16 protein-coding genes are annotated in these 16,689 nt (G+C 73.4%); 12 read left to right on the top strand and 4 right to left on the bottom strand.

Annotation, left to right across the window (positions count from 1 at the left end):
* Positions 1-235 precede the first annotated feature (235 nt).
* Positions 236-1,102 (top strand): helix-turn-helix domain-containing protein, encoded by an 867-nt coding sequence (locus OG627_RS30920; protein ID WP_329070732.1) that lies wholly within the window; start codon positions 236-238, stop codon positions 1,100-1,102.
* Positions 1,103-1,107: 5 nt separating this feature from the next.
* Positions 1,108-1,308, top strand: coding sequence for a DUF397 domain-containing protein (locus tag OG627_RS30915; RefSeq protein ID WP_329070730.1), 201 nt, complete (start codon positions 1,108-1,110; stop codon positions 1,306-1,308).
* Between the two features lie 26 nt (positions 1,309-1,334).
* On the opposite strand, the gene OG627_RS30910 is transcribed toward OG627_RS30915, so the two are convergent.
* The gene (locus OG627_RS30910; protein WP_329070728.1) at positions 1,335-2,483 is read right to left on the bottom strand and encodes an 8-amino-7-oxononanoate synthase; all 1,149 of its coding nucleotides are present in this window, start codon (positions 2,481-2,483) and stop codon (positions 1,335-1,337) included.
* A 208-nt stretch (positions 2,484-2,691) separates the two neighbouring features.
* Between OG627_RS30910 and bioB the strand changes: the two genes are divergently transcribed.
* The 4 genes from bioB (at position 2,692) to OG627_RS30890 (ending at position 6,977) form a co-directional block, all read left to right on the top strand.
* Positions 2,692-3,957, top strand: a complete 1,266-nt coding sequence (gene bioB / locus OG627_RS30905; protein ID WP_329070726.1) for a biotin synthase BioB — start codon at positions 2,692-2,694, stop codon at positions 3,955-3,957.
* The gene (locus tag OG627_RS30900) at positions 3,950-5,272 is read left to right on the top strand and encodes an adenosylmethionine--8-amino-7-oxononanoate transaminase (protein WP_329070725.1); all 1,323 of its coding nucleotides are present in this window, start codon (positions 3,950-3,952) and stop codon (positions 5,270-5,272) included. The genes bioB and OG627_RS30900 overlap by 8 nt, the downstream gene beginning before the upstream one ends.
* 1 nt (position 5,273) lies before the next feature.
* A complete protein-coding gene (gene bioD, locus OG627_RS30895; protein WP_329070722.1) occupies positions 5,274-6,002 on the top strand; it encodes a dethiobiotin synthase in 729 nt (242 codons plus the stop codon).
* 93 nt (positions 6,003-6,095) lie between these two features.
* Complete coding sequence (locus tag OG627_RS30890; protein ID WP_329070720.1) at positions 6,096-6,977, top strand: TIGR03621 family F420-dependent LLM class oxidoreductase; 882 nt, start codon at positions 6,096-6,098, stop codon at positions 6,975-6,977.
* Between the two features lie 4 nt (positions 6,978-6,981).
* Here the strand turns inward: OG627_RS30890 and OG627_RS30885 are convergent, their stop codons facing one another.
* The 3 genes from OG627_RS30885 to OG627_RS30875 are packed head-to-tail and all read right to left on the bottom strand — an operon-like array spanning position 6,982 to position 10,168.
* Entirely contained in the window at positions 6,982-7,836 is an 855-nt protein-coding gene (locus tag OG627_RS30885) for a hypothetical protein (RefSeq protein ID WP_329070718.1), read from the bottom strand.
* Positions 7,833-9,707, bottom strand: coding sequence for a GMC family oxidoreductase (locus OG627_RS30880; RefSeq protein ID WP_329070717.1), 1,875 nt, complete (start codon positions 9,705-9,707; stop codon positions 7,833-7,835). Before OG627_RS30880 ends, OG627_RS30885 begins: the two co-directional genes overlap by 4 nt.
* Positions 9,704-10,168: a hypothetical protein gene (locus OG627_RS30875; protein WP_329070715.1), complete on the bottom strand. Its 465-nt coding sequence runs from the start codon at positions 10,166-10,168 to the stop codon at positions 9,704-9,706. Before OG627_RS30875 ends, OG627_RS30880 begins: the two co-directional genes overlap by 4 nt.
* A gap of 274 nt (positions 10,169-10,442) precedes the next feature.
* Here OG627_RS30875 and OG627_RS30870 point away from each other — a divergent pair, with 274 nt between their 5' ends.
* From OG627_RS30870 to mug, 6 genes are all read left to right on the top strand, one after another.
* Positions 10,443-10,871, top strand: coding sequence for a GNAT family N-acetyltransferase (locus tag OG627_RS30870; protein WP_329070713.1), 429 nt, complete (start codon positions 10,443-10,445; stop codon positions 10,869-10,871).
* Positions 10,872-11,066: 195 nt separating this feature from the next.
* On the top strand, positions 11,067-12,509 hold the full coding sequence (locus OG627_RS30865) for a hemolysin family protein (protein ID WP_329070711.1): 1,443 nt from the start codon (positions 11,067-11,069) through the stop codon (positions 12,507-12,509).
* A complete protein-coding gene (locus OG627_RS30860; protein WP_329073103.1) occupies positions 12,509-13,522 on the top strand; it encodes a hemolysin family protein in 1,014 nt (337 codons plus the stop codon). The genes OG627_RS30865 and OG627_RS30860 overlap by 1 nt, the downstream gene beginning before the upstream one ends.
* 74 nt (positions 13,523-13,596) lie before the next feature.
* Positions 13,597-14,457, top strand: coding sequence for an SGNH/GDSL hydrolase family protein (locus OG627_RS30855; RefSeq protein WP_329070709.1), 861 nt, complete (start codon positions 13,597-13,599; stop codon positions 14,455-14,457).
* A 59-nt stretch (positions 14,458-14,516) separates the two neighbouring features.
* Positions 14,517-15,950, top strand: a complete 1,434-nt coding sequence (gene purB / locus OG627_RS30850) for an adenylosuccinate lyase (protein ID WP_329070707.1) — start codon at positions 14,517-14,519, stop codon at positions 15,948-15,950.
* Between the two features lie 18 nt (positions 15,951-15,968).
* Positions 15,969-16,511 (top strand): G/U mismatch-specific DNA glycosylase, encoded by a 543-nt coding sequence (gene mug / locus OG627_RS30845; RefSeq protein WP_329070705.1) that lies wholly within the window; start codon positions 15,969-15,971, stop codon positions 16,509-16,511.
* Positions 16,512-16,689 lie beyond the last annotated feature (178 nt).

Genomic DNA, 16,689 nt, shown 5'->3' with positions numbered 1-16,689 from the left:
ACCGGACCGCACTCCGGCACAGAGCGGATGACTGCGCGGACGGCCTCGGACTGTGCTTCGCGACAGCCTGCCACTGATCGCACCATTCGCAGGGCCGATCCACAGAGATCTGCATATATCTGTCGCTCAATGCGGTGAACTCTGCAACGGAAGACCGTATTCGGGCCCCGAATAGATAACTTCACGGCCGCGGGCACCGGTGCGCGACGAGGACGGGCGAAGGGCGGATTCGGCCATGCGGCATATTCCAGTGGTACGGCGGCGCAGACTCGGCGAGGAATTGAAGAGGCTGCGCCGGAGCGCGGGGCTGACGAGCGGCCAGACGGCGCGGCTGGTCGGCTGGCACCAGTCGAAGGTGAGCAGGATCGAGACGGGCGTCAGCCGGGTGAAGGGGGAGGATCTGGCCGTACTGCTCGACGCGCTCGGCCTGACCGATCCTCAGCTGCGCTCGCTGATCGGCGCGCTGGCGGGACGGGGCGCGGTCGACCGGGGGTGGTGGGAGGCGTACGGCAGCGCGATCCCGCCCCGGTACCGGGACTTCATCAGCCTGGAGTCCCAGGCGAGCAGGGCGCGCACGCTGGAGACCTCGGTGATACCGGGGCTGCTCCAGACCCCGGAGTACGCGCGCGCCGTGACCCGCGCCGCGCTGGTGGGGCTGCCCGCCGCCGCCGTCGACGCGCTGGTGGAGGTGCGGCTCGCCCGCCAGGAGGTGCTGCGGACCGTGACACCGCTGCGGCTGCACGCCGTGCTCGACGAGGCGGTGCTGCGGCGGGAGGTGGGCGGTCCCGGTGTGATGCGGGAGCAGCTGCGGCGGCTGTCGGAGCTGGCCCTGCTTCCGCAGGTACGGGTGCAGGTACTGCCGTTCACGGTCGGCGGTTATGCCGGACTCGCCGGGCCTTTCGTTATCTTCTCATTTCCGAACATCAATGATCTGGATTTGGTCGTTCTCGACCACCTCACGAATAGCCTCTATCTGGAACGGAAAGAAGAACTGGAGGCGTACGGCGTCGCGTTCCGCACGATGTGCGCGCACGCCCTCTCGACCGACGATTCCCTGGATCTCATCGCCGTTGTCCGCGACGGGATCCGCGACAGCGCGTAGGGAGCATGATGAACGCTTGCCCCGCCTGGCGGCGCAGCAGCTACAGCACCGGCGCGAACAACTGCGTGGAGTCGGCCCGCAGCGGGCCGGGCGCGCTGGCCGTGCGTGACTCCAAGGAGGAGCGCCGGCCGCCGCTGGCCTTCTCGGCCGGGGCGTGGGCCTGCTTCCTGTCGGCCCTGCGCGAGCGGGAGCCGGTGCGTCACTGACGGAGCCCGCGGGTGCGTGCGGGTGGTCAGGGGCGCGGCGGGGCCGCCGCCACGACCGTACGGACCGCCGTGTCGATCTGGGCCGCCGTCAGGTCGGCGCGGGCGGTCAGCCTGATCCGGGAGACGCCGTCCGGCACCGACGGGGGCCGGAAACACCCCACGGCCAGCCCCGCCGTACGGCAGTCGGCGGCCCACCGCACGGCCGCCTCCGGTGACGGTGCCCGTACGGAGACGACGGCGGCGTCCGGCCGTACGGCGGTCAGCCCCGCGTCGGTGAACCGCCGGTGCAGCTCGCGGGCGACCTCGCGCGCCCGGCCGGCCCTGGCCGGTTCCCGGCGCAGCAGCCGCAGGCTCTCCAGCGCGCCGCCCACGGCCGCGGGCGCCAGTCCGGTGTCGAAGATGAACGTACGGGCGGCGTTGACCAGATGGTCGATGACCCGGGCCGGGCCGAGCACCGCGCCCCCCTGGCTGCCGAGGGACTTCGAGAGCGTGAGCGTGGCCACCACACCGGCGGCGCCCGCGAGTCCCGCCGCGTCGAGCGTGCCCCGGCCGCCGTCGCCGAGCACCCCCAGGCCGTGCGCGTCGTCGACGAGCAGCGCAGCGCCGCCCGTCCGGCAGACCCCGGCCAGCTCCGCCAGCGGCGCCGCGTCGCCGTCCACCGAGAACACCGCGTCGCTGACCACCAGCGCCCGCCGGCCGGGGTGCGCGTCGAGCGTCTTGGCGACGGCGTCGGGCCGCGCGTGCGGGACGACCACGGTCTCGGCGCGCGAGAGCCGGCAGCCGTCCACGATCGAGGCGTGGTTGCCCGCGTCGGAGACGAGCAGTCCGTCGCGAGCGGTCAGCGCGGTGAGGGCGGCGAGGTTGGCCGCGTATCCGGAGGAGAGGACGAGCGCGGCCTCGAATCCGCAGAATTCGGCCAGCTCGCGTTCCAGTTCGGCGTGCAGGTCGGTGCTGCCGGTGACCAGCCGGGAGCCGGTGGCCCCCGCGCCCCAGCGGCGTGCGGCGTCCGCCGCCGCCCCGGTCACGGCCGGGTTCCTGGCGAGGCCCAGATAGTCGTTGCTCGCCAGATCGAGCAGGTCCTGGCCGGCCGGGCGCGGCCGGAGCGCACGGACCAGTCCCGCCCGCTCGCGGCGCCGCGCCTCGTCGTCGGTCCAGTCGAAGGGATCCTGCGTCACGGCTCCGGGCCTCCGGTGGTCGGCGGGCGGGCGCTGTGTGCCTGCCGCACGGTGTCTTTATGGTGAGCGAGCGCCCTTTTGTAGGCAGCGCACAGACTCTAACCGCGCCCCGAACAGGACATGGTGTGGTGATACACACACCTCGATCCGGGGGTGTTGTGGGATTCCTCCTTTGCCCCGGCGTCCCCGGTGGGAAAGGATCTGCATCATGGACCTGCTGAACACACTGGTGGAGAAGGGCCTGCGGCGCGAGCTGCCGACCCGCGAGGAAGCGCTCGCCGTGCTGGCGACCTCCGACGACGAGCTGCTCGATGTGGTGGCCGCGGCCGGGAAGGTGCGCCGGCAGTGGTTCGGGCGGCGGGTGAAGCTCAACTATCTGATCAACATGAAGTCCGGGCTCTGCCCCGAGGACTGCTCGTACTGCTCGCAGCGGCTCGGTTCCAAGGCGGAGATCCTCAAGTACACGTGGCTGAAACCAGATGAGGCGACCAAGGTCGCGGCGGCCGGTGTGGCGGGCGGCGCCAAGCGGGTCTGTCTGGTGGCGAGCGGCCGGGGTCCGACGGACCGGGACATCGACCGGGTCTCGCGGACCATCGAGGCGATCAAGGAGCAGAACGAGGAGGTCGAGGTGTGCGCCTGCCTCGGTCTGCTGTCGAACGGCCAGGCGGAGCGGCTGCGCGCGGCGGGCGCCGACGCGTACAACCACAACCTCAACACCTCCGAGGCCACGTACGGGGACATCACCACCACCCACACCTACGCGGACCGGGTCGACACCGTGCGGCAGGCCCGCGAGGGCGGGCTGTCGCCCTGCTCGGGGCTGATCGCCGGGATGGGCGAGAGCGACGCCGACCTGGTCGACGTGGTGTTCTCGCTGCGCGAGCTGGACCCCGACTCGGTGCCGGTCAACTTCCTGATCCCGATGGAGGGAACACCGCTCGCCAAGGAGTGGCACCTCACGCCGCAGCGCTGCCTGCGGATCCTGGCGATGACGCGGTTCGTCTGCCCGGACGTGGAGGTCAGGCTCGCGGGCGGCCGCGAGGTGCATCTGCGCCAGATGCAGCCGCTCGCCCTGCATCTGGTCAACTCGATCTTCCTCGGCGACTACCTGACCAGTGAGGGCCAGGCGGGCCAGACAGATCTGGACATGATCGCGGACGCGGGTTTCGAGGTGGAGGGCGCGGGCTCGGCGACGCTGCCCGAGCACCGCGCCGGTGGCTGCGGGACGGTGTGCGGCGACGCGGAGACGGCGGCGTCGGGCTGCGGCTCGGCGGGGGCGGAGTGCGGCTGCGGTGGCGCGCACGCGGCGTCCGGCGGCGGTGACGGCCCGGCCGTCGGGTCCGACCGTCCGGTGCCCGAAGCCGAGTCCGCGCCGCCGGCTCCCGCCGCCGACGCCGATGTGCTCGCCTCGCGCCCCGGTCTGGTGTCCGTACGCCGTCGTGGCGCGGGCACCGAACTGGCGCCCAATGCCTGAGCTGCCCCGCCGCGCACCGGGGTCGGCACCGCCCCTGGCCCCCGCCGAACTGCTCTCCCTGGACCGGGCCCACGTCTGGCATCCGTACGGCCCCATGCCGGGCCGTACGGACCCGCTGATCGTGGAGTCCGCGTCCGGGGTACGGCTTCGGCTGGCAGAACCCGCCTACGGGCAGCGCGAGTTGGTCGACGGCATGGCCTCGTGGTGGTCGGCGGTCCACGGCTACAACCACCCGGTGCTCAACGAGGCGGCGCACGGCCAGCTCGACCGGATGAGCCATGTGATGTTCGGCGGGCTCACCCACGAGCCCGCCGTGCGGCTCGCCGCCCGGCTGGTCGGGATCACCCCGGAACCGCTGCGCCATGTCTTCCTCGCCGACTCGGGCTCCGTGGCGGTCGAGGTCGCGGTCAAGATGTGTCTTCAGTACTGGCGCTCGCTCGGCCGCCCCGCCAAACAGCGGCTGCTGACCTGGCGCGGCGGCTACCACGGCGACACCTGGCACCCGATGTCGGTGTGCGATCCCGAGGGCGGGATGCACGAGCTGTGGTCGGGGACGCTGCCGCGCCAGATCTTCGCGGACGCCCCGCCCGCCGCGTACGACGAGACGTACGCGGGCGGGCTGCGCGCGCTCATCGCCCGGCACGCCGACGAACTCGCCGCCGTCATCGTGGAGCCGGTGGTGCAGGGCGCGGGCGGGATGCGCTTCCACTCCCCCGCGTACCTGCGGGTCCTGCGCGAGGCGTGCGACGCGCACGGAGTGCTGCTGATCTTCGACGAGATCGCGACCGGGTTCGGCCGTACGGGCACGCTCTTCGCCGCCGAACAGGGCGGCGTCTCCCCCGATGTGATGTGTGTGGGCAAGGCGCTGACCGGCGGCTATCTCACCATGGCGGCGACGCTGTGCACGTCGGAGGTGGCCGACGGCATCTCGCGCGGCGAGGTGCCGGTGCTGGCGCACGGGCCGACGTTCATGGGCAATCCGCTGGCGGCGGCGGTCGCCCTCGCCTCGATCGACCTGCTGCTCGGCCAGGACTGGGCCAAGGAGGTCGAGCGGATCGGCGCCGGGCTGAGCGACGGGCTCGCGGCGGCGACGGCGCTCCCCGGCGTCCGGGAGGTACGGGTGCGGGGCGCGATCGGCGTGGTCCAGCTGGACCACGACGTGGACATGGCCGCGGCGACGCGGGCGGCGGTGCGGGAGGGCGTCTGGCTGCGGCCGTTCCGCGACCTCGTGTACACGATGCCGCCGTACGTGACGAGCGACGAGGACGTCGCCAGGATCTGCCGCGCGGTCGTCGCGGCGGCGGGAGAGGGCTGACATGCCGGTGATCATCGTCTCCGGGACCGGTACGGAGATCGGCAAGACGATCGTGACGGCGGCGGTCGCGGCGGCGGCGCTCGCCCGGGGCCGCAGCGTCGCCGTGCTCAAACCCGCGCAGACCGGGCTCGCTCCGGGTGAGCCGGGCGACGCGGCGGAGGCCGCGCGGCTGGCGGGGCCGGTGACGGCCGTCGAACTCGCCCGGTTCCCCGACCCGTTGGCGCCCGCGACGGCGGCCAGACGGGCCGGGGCCGCGCCGGTCACCCCCGCCGAGGTGGCCGAGGCGGCCGAGAAGCTGGCCACCGACCACGATCTGGTGCTGGTGGAGGGCGCGGGCGGGCTGCTCGTACGGTTCGACGAGAGCGGCGCCACCCTCGCGGACGCGGCCCTGCTGCTGGGGGCGCCGGTGCTGGTGGTGGCCCCCGCCGGGCTCGGCACCCTGAACGCGACCGCGCTCACGGCGGAGGCGCTGCGCGCGCGGGCGCTGACCCCGCTGGGCGTGGTGATCGGCGGCTGGCCGGCCGCGCCCGATCTGGCGGCGCGCTGCAATCTGGCGGATCTGCCGGAGGCGGCGGGCGCGCCGCTGGTGGGCGCGGTGCCGCAGGGCGTGGGCTCGCTGGCCCCGGAGCTGTTCCGGGCGCGGGCGGGCCGCTGGCTGGCGCCCGCGCTGGCCGGCGAGTGGGACGCGGACGCGTTCACCGCTCAGGAGGGCGCGGGCGTGCGCCGGTAGCCGGCGGGGCGCGGCGGGTGAGTGGCCAGCCGTGGGCTGGGTACGGTTCCTGAGCCCGGCCCCGGGCGGCTGCCGCGCGAGTGAGGAGCGTCCGTGCCACGACCCTTCCGATTCTGTGTGAACATGACGACGCCCGACGTCGGCCCGGCCTGGCGCGAGCGGTGCCGGCGGGCCGAGGAGCTCGGGTACGACGTGATCCAGGTGCCGGACCATCTGGGGATGGTCGCGCCGTTTCCCGCGCTGATGGCCGCCGCCGAGGTGACCGAGCGGGTGCGGCTCGGGACCTTCGTCCTCAACGCCGCCTTCTGGAACCCGGCGCTGCTCGCCCGGGAGATCGCGACCGTGGACGCGCTGACCGGCGGGCGGCTGGAGGTCGGCATCGGCACCGGCTACGTGGCGGAGGAGCACGAACGGGCCGGTCTGGAGTTCCTCCCGCCCCGGGAACGGGTCGACCTGCTCGTCCGTACGGTCGCGGAACTCGACCGGCTGCTCGGCGACGAGGCCCATCTGCCGCGCCCCGTACAGCGGCCCCGGCCCCCGCTGCTGATCGGCGGGAACGGCGACCGGGTGCTGCGGCTGGCGGCCGAGCACGCGGACATCACCGCCTTCGCCGGTGGCCGGTCCACCGGGGACGGCGGCATCCGGATGCTCACGGCGGACGAGCTGGCGCGACGCGTCGCCGCGTACCGGGGCTTCGCGGCGGGGCGCGCGGTCCCGGCGGAGCTGAATCTCCTCCTCCAGCATGTCCGGGTGACGAAGGACCGCGCGGCGGCGGGCAAGGAGGTGGTGGCGATGGCGCCGTATCTGACCGAGGAACAGGCGCTGGATCTCCCGGTGCTCGCCTTCGGCACCGTGGAGGAGATCGCCGACCAGCTGCGGGCCCGCCGGGAGCGGTTCGGCATCAGTTCGCTGACCGTACTCGATCCGTTCCTGGAGGAGTTCGGTCCGGTGATCGAGGCGCTGCGCGGCGAGTGACGGGTCAGCCGGAGCGCGGAACGTAGTAGGGACGGTTGTGGGCGGCGACGGGGGCCGACTGGTACGTCCACGCCCCGGCGGCGGGGGCGCCGCCGACGAGGGCGGTCAGGTCGGCGCCGACGGCGGAGGCCGGATCGTGGACGGTGAGCCGCGCCCGCTCCGCCGCGCCGGTCAGCGAGATGTACTGGTAGGGCTGGTAGACGTTCATGGGACCGGCCAGTGGGCGGCCGGCCGGGTCGGTGCCGTAGCCGGTGATGGGCGTGTTGTTGACGGGGACGCGGGGCAGCCCGGTCAGGTCGGCCGAGAAGGAGAAGAGGGTCCGGTCCTCGCGGTCGACGGCCCCGCCGGAGGGAGCGGGCGCGGCCTTCTTGCACGCGACGGTCCAGATGTCGCCGGCCGGACCGTTGAGGGAGGGAAGCGTCGTCTCGAACCAGGCCGGGTACTTCGGCTCTCCGTAGAGCTTCGTACCGGCCTCGATGGCCAGCGGGTTGTCGCACAGCACATGGAGCCGGGCGATGCCGAGCAGCTTGGTCTGGTCGTGGCCGTGGGCGTACTGCTCGTACGACAGCCGGGCGAGGCGGTCGGCGCCCGCGGTGGGGTGCGCGACGATGCTGTACTCGATCTCCTGGGTGATGCCGCCGCCGTTCGGGTACTGGGCGAAGTACAGCTGGTAGTTGAGGGTGACGCAGGCGCGGCCGTCGAACTCGGCCGCGCTCAGGTCCGGATGCTGTTCGGCCAGCGCCTTGCGCACCGGGGCGGGGTCGACGAGGTAGTCGAGTCCGATGTTGTGCAGGGCCCCGTAGTGGAAGGGCAGTTGGTACGGGGCGGCGACGGGCGGCAGGGAGCGGTCGTCGGTCATGGGGTCTCTGTCTCCTCGGGGGTGGCATGGCCGGGAGCGCGCCCGGCGTCCGGCGGGCGGACCGTGACGGGTGCCGCGGACAGATCGCGATGGATCCGCTCGGTGCTGCGCAGCGTGATCGCGGCCATGGTGAGGGTCGGGTTGGAGGTGCCGAGGGAGGGCATGCTGCCGCAGCCCACCACGTAGAGATTGGGGTGGTCCCAGGCGCGCTGCCAGGAGTCGACGACGGAGTCGGCGGGGCGCTCGCCCATGATGTGCGTGCCCGCGCCGTGACCGGCGCCACGGTAGGCGTAGGGCCGGCCGTCGTACTCGAACCACCCCGGCTGGGACGGCCCCGATTCGTACCGGCTGTGGTCCTCAGCCCCGAGCAGCGCGAAGATCTCGTCGGAGACCGCCTTGGCCGCGACGATGCCCTTCTTCACGTGATCGGAGAGGTCATAGGTCAGCACGGGGCGCGGGTTGCCCAGCGGGTCACGGCGGTGGGGGTCCAGTGTCACGCGGTTGGCGGGATCGGCGCTCTGTTCCATCTCGAACTGCAGGGCGAACTGCCGCCCGACCCGGTCGCCGACGGCCTGCCGCAACTCCGCGCCGAACAGCCCCCGTCCCCGCTCCTCCCCGCCCGGGCCGCCCGCACTCCCCCGGCGCAGGAGGGCGGCGACGTCACGGTCGGGCGGGCCCTCGGCCCAGGTCCAGCCCCAGTTGCCGATCTCCACCCGGAAAGGGGCGCGGGCGGCACGGGCGGGACCGAAACGGAATCCCTCCAGACCGGACGTCGAACCGGGCCCCCGGTAGGGGCCCGTCCGCTCCCGCATGAGGCCCCAGGTGAGCAGGACGGGGTGGTCCATCAGGTTCCGGCCCACCTGGCCACTGGAGTTGGCCAGGCCGGAGGAGAGCAGAAGCCGGGCGTTCTCGATGGCGTGCGCGGCCAGCACGACCGTCGCTCCCCGCGCCACGTGCCGGGTGAGCGAGGAGGGCCGGGCGGGGTCGTCGTAGCGCTGGTACTCGACTCCGGTGATCCGGCCCGCCGCGTCGGCCAGCAGGCGGCCGGCCACCGCGCGGGTGAGGAGGGTGACGCTCGGTCCCCAGCGTCGCTGTGTCCGTCGCGGTGTGTACTTCGCCCCCGTGGGACAGACCGGGATGCAACTGGCGCTGCCCTCGCAGACGGCACCGTGCTCCTCGGTGGCGGCGCTGTTGCGCGCCTGGGGCGTCCCGACGACCCGCAGTTCGACCGGGCACGGATACGAGGGATCCGTGACCTTCCGTCCGTCGAGGCGCTCGGCCAGCAGCCGGTCCAGGTGGCTCGCGGGCAACGGGCGGTGCGCGAAGGCGTAGCCGTCCACGAGCGGCAGGCCGACCAGGTCCCGCTGTTCCACCGGGTCACCCGCGACACCCAACTCGCGCTCCGCGGCCCGGTAGTACGGCTCCAGCTCCTCGTAGCCGATCGGCCAGTCACGGCCGTACCCGAACTCCGCGGTGTGGAAGTCCTCCGGATGCATCCGCGGGGCCAGCCCCGTCCACGCGGTGCCCGTACCGCCGTTCACCCGGAGATAGCCGCTCGCGTACGGCAACCGGCCGTTCTGGACGAAGTACCCCTCGGCCCGGTACCCACCGCCCGTACGGCCGCCCAGCTCCAGCACGTCGGGCGACGGCACCAGGGGATTCGCGGCGATCGCCGCGCTGGGGACCTTCACCGGCGCGGACCGGAACCGTTCCGCGTCCACCGCCGGGGCCCCGCCCGGGCCGCCGTCGTCGCCCAGGCCCGCCTCCAGGACCAGGACGCGCCAGCCGCGGTCCCCCAACTGCCGTGCCACCAGCGATCCGGCGACACCCGCGCCGACCACGATCACGTCGTGGTCCTCACCCCCGGTCAACGGCCCCCGCCCCCCGCCGCACCAGCCGGGAGATCGGCCCAGGTGCCGTAGCCGGGCCGCCCGGCGCCGGGCGCGTGACCACCGAAACTGCGCCACACCAGCCCACGGGCATAGGCACGCCCCGACACCAGGCGGGGCACCGCTCCACCGTCATCGCCCACCAGCCCCGGCCACACTCCCAGGTACCAGAGATGACAGACGGCCCGCGCGAGTTCACCCAACGCCTCGTCATCGCCCAGTGCCGTGTGCGCGTCCGCCGTCGCACCGGCCAGCCTGTCCACCATCTCCGAATAGCGGGGCGGTGGCACCCGCCGGGTCACGAACTCCCGGTAGATCTCGGCCATACCGGTCGCCGTCAGCTCGGCGGCGTCGAACCCCGTCAGCACAGCCGAGGCCACGACGAACCGCTCGGCCTCCTGGCCGGGAACAGCCGTCGGACCGGACGGCTCCGGCGTGCTCACCCGGATTCCCGTCCCCGGCCGGCCCACGCACCCCTGATGATCGACGCCATCGCCCCACCCCTCCTTCGGGTCACCCCACCGGACCCAGCCCATCAGCCGGGATCCCTACCTCCGTACGGGCCGGTTCATGCGTCGGACCGCACCTCGCGGGAGCGAGGGGTTACACAACGTGACGCACGGGACGAGGTCAGGACAGCGACAGGACAGCGATGGGGCGGCGGCCCCGCGCGGAAATCGCTCGCCGAGCGCGGGGGTGATCTGCTTGGCTCGCCGGATGAGTGATATCCACATCCGTCCCGCCGGCCTCCCCGACATCGAAGCCGTGCTGCGGTTCTGGCGCGAGGCCGCGGAGGGAACGAGCATCAGCGACGACCACGACGGGGTGGCCCGGCTCATCTCCACCGACCCCGAAGCCCTGCTCCTCGCGGAACGTGACGGTCTTCTCACGGGAACCGTGATAGCCGGTTTCGACGGCTGGCGGTGCTCCACCTACCGGCTGGCCGTCCACCCGGACCACCGGCGGCTCGGCATCGGCGGCGCGCTGCTCGCGGCGGCCGAGGAGCGGTTCGTCCGGCTGGGTGGGCGGCGCGGCGACGCCATGGTGCTGAACCGCAACGAGCTCGGGCAGCACGCGTGGCGGGCGGCCGGGTACGGCCCGCAGCCGCAGTGGACGCGCTGGGTCAAGCCGCTCGCCGTCGGCTGAACCCCGTCCGCGGCGCTCCGTAGCGGGCCGCCCGGGGCGCGGGGCGCGGGCGGTTACGGTGGAGGGTCCGCCACCGCCGACCGAACGAGGTGGGTCTCCGCCGATGGGCGCGCTTCCCCGACGCATCCGCACGACGCGCGCCCGACATCGCGCGCTCCTCGTCCCGGTGACGGACCATGGGACGGAGGTGAACCGATGACCGAGGTGCTTCTGCTGCTGGTGGCGGTGTTGCTGGCGCTCGCCTGCGGGGCCTTCGTCGCGGCGGAGTTCTCCCTGACCACGGTCGAGCGCGGGGAGCTGGAGCGGGCGGCCGAGCGGGGCGAGCGGGGCGCGGCGGGGGCGCTGAAGGCCGTACGGAGCCTGACCTTCCAGCTCTCCGGCGCCCAGCTCGGGATCACCGTCACCAATCTGGTCGTCGGCATGCTCGCGGAGCCGTCCGTCGCCAAGCTGATCCGGGGCCCGGTCGAGGCGGTGGGGCTCTCGCCGTCGGTGGCGTCCTCGGTGGCGCTGGTCATCGGTACGGCCCTGTCGACGGTCGTGCTGATGGTCGTGGGCGAGCTGGTCCCGAAGAACTGGGCGATCTCCTCGCCGCTGGCCGTCGCCAAGGTGGTGGCCACCCCGCAGCGGTACTTCACCGCCGCCTTCCGGCCGTTCATCAGCCATCTCAACAACACGGCCAACCGCATCGTGCGCGGCTTCGGTCTCGAACCCACCGAGGAGCTGGCCTCGGCGCGCGGCCCGCAGGAGCTGGCCGCGCTGGCCCGGCACTCCGCGCGGGAGGGCGCGCTGGAGGCGGACACCGCCGAGCTGTTCGTACGGACGCTGAGCCTGTCCGCGCTGACGGCGGAGAACGTGATGACCCCTCGGGTCCGGGTGATGGCCCTCGACATCCGGGCCACGGCGGAGGACGTCGCCAACGCCACGCGCGCCTCGGGCCTCTCCCGCTTCCCCGTCCACCGGGGGAATCTGGACTCGGTCGTGGGCGTCGTGCACATCAAGGACGTCCTGGCGGTGCCCGCGGAGCGGCGCCCCCGGCACCCGGTGTCCGGGCTGCTGCGCGAACCGCTGCTGGTGCCCGCGTCGCTGACGGTGGACACCCTGCTGGACCGGCTGTCGGGCCGGTCCAGGATGGCCGTCGTGATCGACGAGTACGGCGGTACGGCCGGGGTGGTGACGCTGGAGGACATCGTCGAGGAGGTCGTCGGCGAGGTACGGGACGAGCACGATCCGCACGAGACCTCCGATCTGGCGCCGGTCGGCGAGGACGCGGAGGGCCGGGCCCTGTGGTCGGCGGACGGCGCCGCGCGCGCCGATCAGCTGCGGACGATGGGGCTGCGGATGCCGGAGGGGCCGTACGAGACGCTCGCCGGGCTCGTCGCCACGGAGCTGGGCAGGCTGCCCGTCGAGGGCGACCGCCTGGCGCTGGACGGCTGGGGTCTTGAGGTCGTGGACGCCACGGGCCGGCGGGCGGCGCGGCTGCTGCTGCGCGCGCCGCTCCCACCGGGCGGCGGCGACGAAGACAGAGACGACGGCGACGGCGGCCCGGGTGGCTCGCGCGGGCCCCGTGGCTCCGGCGGGCCCCGTGGCTCCGGCGGGGCCCGCCGCTTCCGTACCGACGGCTCCGGGGAGGCCCGGTGATCACCGCACTCCAGCTGTTCGCCGGGCTGCTGACGCTGGTCGTCAACGCCTTCTTCGTCGCGTCCGAGTTCGCGCTGATCTCCGTGCGCCGCAGCCAGATCGAGCCCGAGGCGGAGGCCGGCGACCGGCGGGCGCGCGGTGTTCTGTGGGGGCTGGAGCATGTGTCGGCGCTGCTGGCGGCGGCGCAGCTGGGCATCACGCTGTGCACGCTGGTGCTGGGGATCGTGGCCGAGCCCGCGATCGCCCATCTGCTGGAGCCCGTCTTCGCTGCGGTCGGGATGCCGGACGGTCTGGTGCACCCGCTCTCGTTCGTGATCGCGCTGGCCGTGGCCACGTATCTGCACATGCTGCTGGGCGAGATGGTCCCGAAGAACGTCGCGCTGGCCGGTCCGGTGCGCGCCGCGCTGCTGCTCGGGCCGCCGCTGGTGGGGCTGGCCCGCGCGCTGCGCCCGGTGATCTTCACGGTCAACGCCTTCGCGAACGGCCTGCTGAAGCTGCTGCGGGTGGAGACCAGGGACGAGGTGTCGGCGACGTCCTCCGACGACGAGCTGGCCCGGATGGTCACGGACGCGGGCCACGCGGGGCTGCTGGACGACCGTGCGGCCGCGCGGCTGCACGACGCGCTGGAGCTGGGACACCGTCCGGTGCGCGATGTGGTGCTGCCGCTGGAGCGGGTGGTGACCGCGCGGCTGGGGGTGACCCCGGAGGCGCTGGAGAACCTGGCCGCCGAGACCGGCTTCTCGCGCTTCCCGGTGGTGGACCCCTCGCGCCGGATCCTGGGCTATCTGCATGTCAAGGACGCGCTGGACGCGGCGCCGCGCGACGAGCCGTTCCCGGTGTCCGGGATGCGGGCGATCGCGCGGGTGCGGGCGGCGACGCCGCTGGACGACGTACTGACCGCGATGCGCCGCAGCCGTACGCATCTGGCGGCGGTGCTGGACGACGACGGGCGGCTGGCTGGGCTGGTCACGATGGAGGACGTGCTGCGGGAGCTGGTGGGCCGGCACGCGTAGGTCCGGTCGCCTCGCGGGCGCGGTGGGACCTCCCGGAGGCCGGTCGCATACCGACCGGTACGATCGACCGCGCCATGGAGACGCATGCTGAATACACGAGTTTCGTCGCCCTGGGTGACTCCTTCACCGAGGGCATGTCCGACCATCTGCCCGACGGCTCCTACCGGGGCTGGGCCGATCTGCTCGCGGCGCGGCTCGCCGCCCGTACCCCCGGCTTCCGGTACGCCAATCTGGCCGTGCGCGGCAAGCTCATCGGCCAGATCGTCGAGGAGCAGGTGGACCTCGCGGCGGCGATGGCGCCGGACGTGGTGACGCTGGTCGGCGGGCTCAACGACACGCTGCGGCCCAAGGTCGACATGGGCCGGGTGCGCGCGCTGCTCACGGAGGCCGTGGAGCGGCTCGCCCCGGCGTGCGGGCAGCTCGTACTGATGCGCAGCCCGGCGCGGAACGGTCCGGTGGTGGAGCGCCTGCGGCCGCGTATGGAGGAGCTGTTCACCGTGGTCGACGAGCTGGCGGCGGCGCACGGCGCGCTGGTGGTGGATCTGTACGGGGCGCCGGTCCTCGGCGAGCAGCGGATGTGGGACGTGGACCGGCTGCATCTGACGGCGGAGGGCCACCGCCGGGTGGCCGAGGCGGTCTGGCAGACGCTGGGGCTGGACGCGGCGGACGACTGGCGGGCCCCACTGCCGCCCGCCGACCCCGCGCGGTGGCTCGCGCGGCGGACGAGCGACGCGCGGTTCACCCGGCAGCACCTCGGGCCGTGGGTGATGCGCCGCCTCACCGGGCGCTCCTCGGGGGACGGCCGCGCGGCGAAGCGCCCCGACCTGCTGCCGTACGGGGACATCGCGCCGGATCAGGACGGGCCGTCCGCTCAGGGCGGGCCGTCCACCGGGCACGGGACGGCCGCCCAGGACCGTGCCTCGGGGCCCTCGTAGCAACCTACGAACAGGACCGGGGCGCCGACCTGCGCGAACCGCCAGTAGAATCACCCCACGTGACTGCCAAGCCTCGTATCCCCAATGTCCTTGCCGGCCGCTATGCCTCGGCGGAGCTGGCCGTGCTGTGGTCCCCCGAGCAGAAGGTGAAGCTGGAGCGTCAGCTGTGGCTCGCCGTGCTGCGGGCGCAGCGGGACCTGGGCATCGAGGTGCCCGAGGCCGCCCTCGCCGACTACGAGCGCGTGCTCGACCAGGTCGATCTGGCGTCGATCGCCGAGCGCGAGAAGGTCACCCGGCACGATGTGAAGGCGCGCATCGAGGAGTTCAACGCCCTCGCCGGCCATGAGCAGGTCCACAAGGGCATGACCTCGCGGGATCTCACGGAGAACGTCGAGCAGCTCCAGATCCGGCTCTCGCTGGAGCTGATGCGCGACCGTACGGTGGCGGTGCTGGCGCGGCTCGGAAAGCTGTCCGGCGAGTACGGCGAGCTGGTCATGGCCGGCCGGTCGCACAATGTCGCCGCGCAGGCCACCACGCTCGGCAAGCGGTTCGCGACGGCGGCCGACGAGCTGCTCGTGGCGTACGGGCGGCTGGAGGATCTCCTCGGGCGCTACCCGCTGCGCGGCATCAAGGGCCCGGTGGGCACCGCGCAGGACATGCTGGACCTGCTGGGCGGGGACACCGCGAAGCTGGCCGAGCTGGAGCGGCGGATCGCGGGCCATCTCGGCTTCGCGCAGGCGTTCACCTCGGTGGGCCAGGTCTATCCGCGCTCGCTCGACTACGACGTGGTGACCGCGCTGGTGCAGCTGGCGGCGGCGCCGTCGTCGGTCGCGAAGACGGTCCGGCTGATGGCCGGGCACGAGCTGGTGACCGAGGGCTTCAAGCCCGGTCAGGTCGGCTCGTCCGCGATGCCGCACAAGATGAACACGCGCTCCTGCGAGCGGGTCAACGGCCTCATGGTGATCCTGCGCGGCTACGCGTCGATGACCGGCGAGCTGGCGGGCGACCAGTGGAACGAGGGCGACGTCTCCTGCTCGGTGGTCCGCCGGGTGGCGCTGCCCGACGCGTTCTTCGCGCTCGACGGGCTGCTGGAGACGTTCCTGACGGTGCTGGACGAGTTCGGCGCGTTCCCCGCGGTGGTGGCGCGTGAGCTGGACCGCTATCTGCCGTTCCTGGCGACGACGAAGGTGCTGATGGGCGCCGTACGCGCCGGGGTGGGCCGCGAGGCCGCGCACGAGGTCATCAAGGAGCACGCCGTCGCCTCGGCGCTGGCCATGCGCGAGCGGGGGGCCGAGCGCAACGAGCTGCTGGACCTGCTGGCGGCCGACGAGCGCATGCCGCTGGACCGGGCCGAGCTGGACGCGCTGATGGCGGACAAGCTGTCCTTCACGGGCGCGGCGGAGGACCAGATCGCGACGGTCGTCGGCCGGGTCGACGAGATCGTGAAGCGGCACCCCGAGGCGGCGGGCTACACGCCGGGGTCCATCCTGTGACGGCCGGATGATCCGCGCGTGACCCCCGAGGAACTCGAAGCCGCCCGCGACCGCGTCCTGCCGGACGTGGTCGCGGGCGGTCTGCGTGTGCTGTTCTGCGGTATCAACCCGGGCCTGATGTCGGCGGCCACGGGCCATCACTTCGCGCGCCCCGGCAACCGCTTCTGGCCGGTGCTGCACCTGTCCGGCTTCACCCCGAGGCAGCTGCGCCCCGCCGAGCAGGACGAGCTGCTCACGTACGGCCTGGGCATCACGAACGTCGCGGCGCGGGCGACGGCGCGGGCCGACGAGCTGAGCGCCGAGGAGTTCCGCGCGGGCGGGCGGATCCTGGCGGCGAAGGTGGAGCGGCTGCGGCCGGTGTGGCTGGCGGTGGTCGGGATCACCGCGTACCGGACCGCCTTCGACGAGAAGCGTGCCGTCATCGGGCCGCAGGAGCGGACGATCGGCGGGACCCGGATCTGGGCGCTGCCCAATCCGAGCGGGCTCAACGCGCACTGGACGGCGGCGACGATGGCCGAGGAGTTCGGCCGGCTGCGCGAGGCGGCGAACACTCCCGCGTAGGCCCTCCCTGTCCCGGCCCCCGCGTAGGCCCTCCCTGTCCCGGCCCGGGTTGTCGGCCGGACGGCACCGCACGGCACCCGCGCCACCCCCTTGCCAGTTTTGTGGCAAGCATTGACAAGTTTGCGCAACGGTGACGACCATGCAACATGTCGTTCATCCACCTCGCTCCGTCGAGCAA

Origin of the sequence: Streptomyces sp. NBC_01429, assembly GCF_036231945.1 — a bacterium.
Classification (GTDB): Bacteria; Actinomycetota; Actinomycetes; order Streptomycetales; family Streptomycetaceae; genus Streptomyces.
Note: the sequence above shows the minus strand (reverse complement) of the source record. Positions and strands in the feature narration are given on the sequence as shown.

Excerpts from the sequence above, each read along its gene's own strand:
- OG627_RS30920 (WP_329070732.1), top strand. The coding sequence starts at position 236 with ATGCGGCATATTCCAGTGGTACGGCGGCGCAGACTCGGCGAGGAATTG.
- OG627_RS30915 (WP_329070730.1), top strand. The coding sequence starts at position 1,108 with ATGATGAACGCTTGCCCCGCCTGGCGGCGCAGCAGCTACAGCACCGGC.
- bioB (WP_329070726.1), top strand. The coding sequence starts at position 2,692 with ATGGACCTGCTGAACACACTGGTGGAGAAGGGCCTGCGGCGCGAGCTG.
- OG627_RS30900 (WP_329070725.1), top strand. The coding sequence starts at position 3,950 with ATGCCTGAGCTGCCCCGCCGCGCACCGGGGTCGGCACCGCCCCTGGCC.
- bioD (WP_329070722.1), top strand. The coding sequence starts at position 5,274 with ATGCCGGTGATCATCGTCTCCGGGACCGGTACGGAGATCGGCAAGACG.
- OG627_RS30885 (WP_329070718.1), bottom strand. The coding sequence starts at position 7,836 with ATGACCGACGACCGCTCCCTGCCGCCCGTCGCCGCCCCGTACCAACTG.
- OG627_RS30870 (WP_329070713.1), top strand. The coding sequence starts at position 10,443 with ATGAGTGATATCCACATCCGTCCCGCCGGCCTCCCCGACATCGAAGCC.
- OG627_RS30865 (WP_329070711.1), top strand. The coding sequence starts at position 11,067 with ATGACCGAGGTGCTTCTGCTGCTGGTGGCGGTGTTGCTGGCGCTCGCC.
- OG627_RS30855 (WP_329070709.1), top strand. The coding sequence starts at position 13,597 with ATGGAGACGCATGCTGAATACACGAGTTTCGTCGCCCTGGGTGACTCC.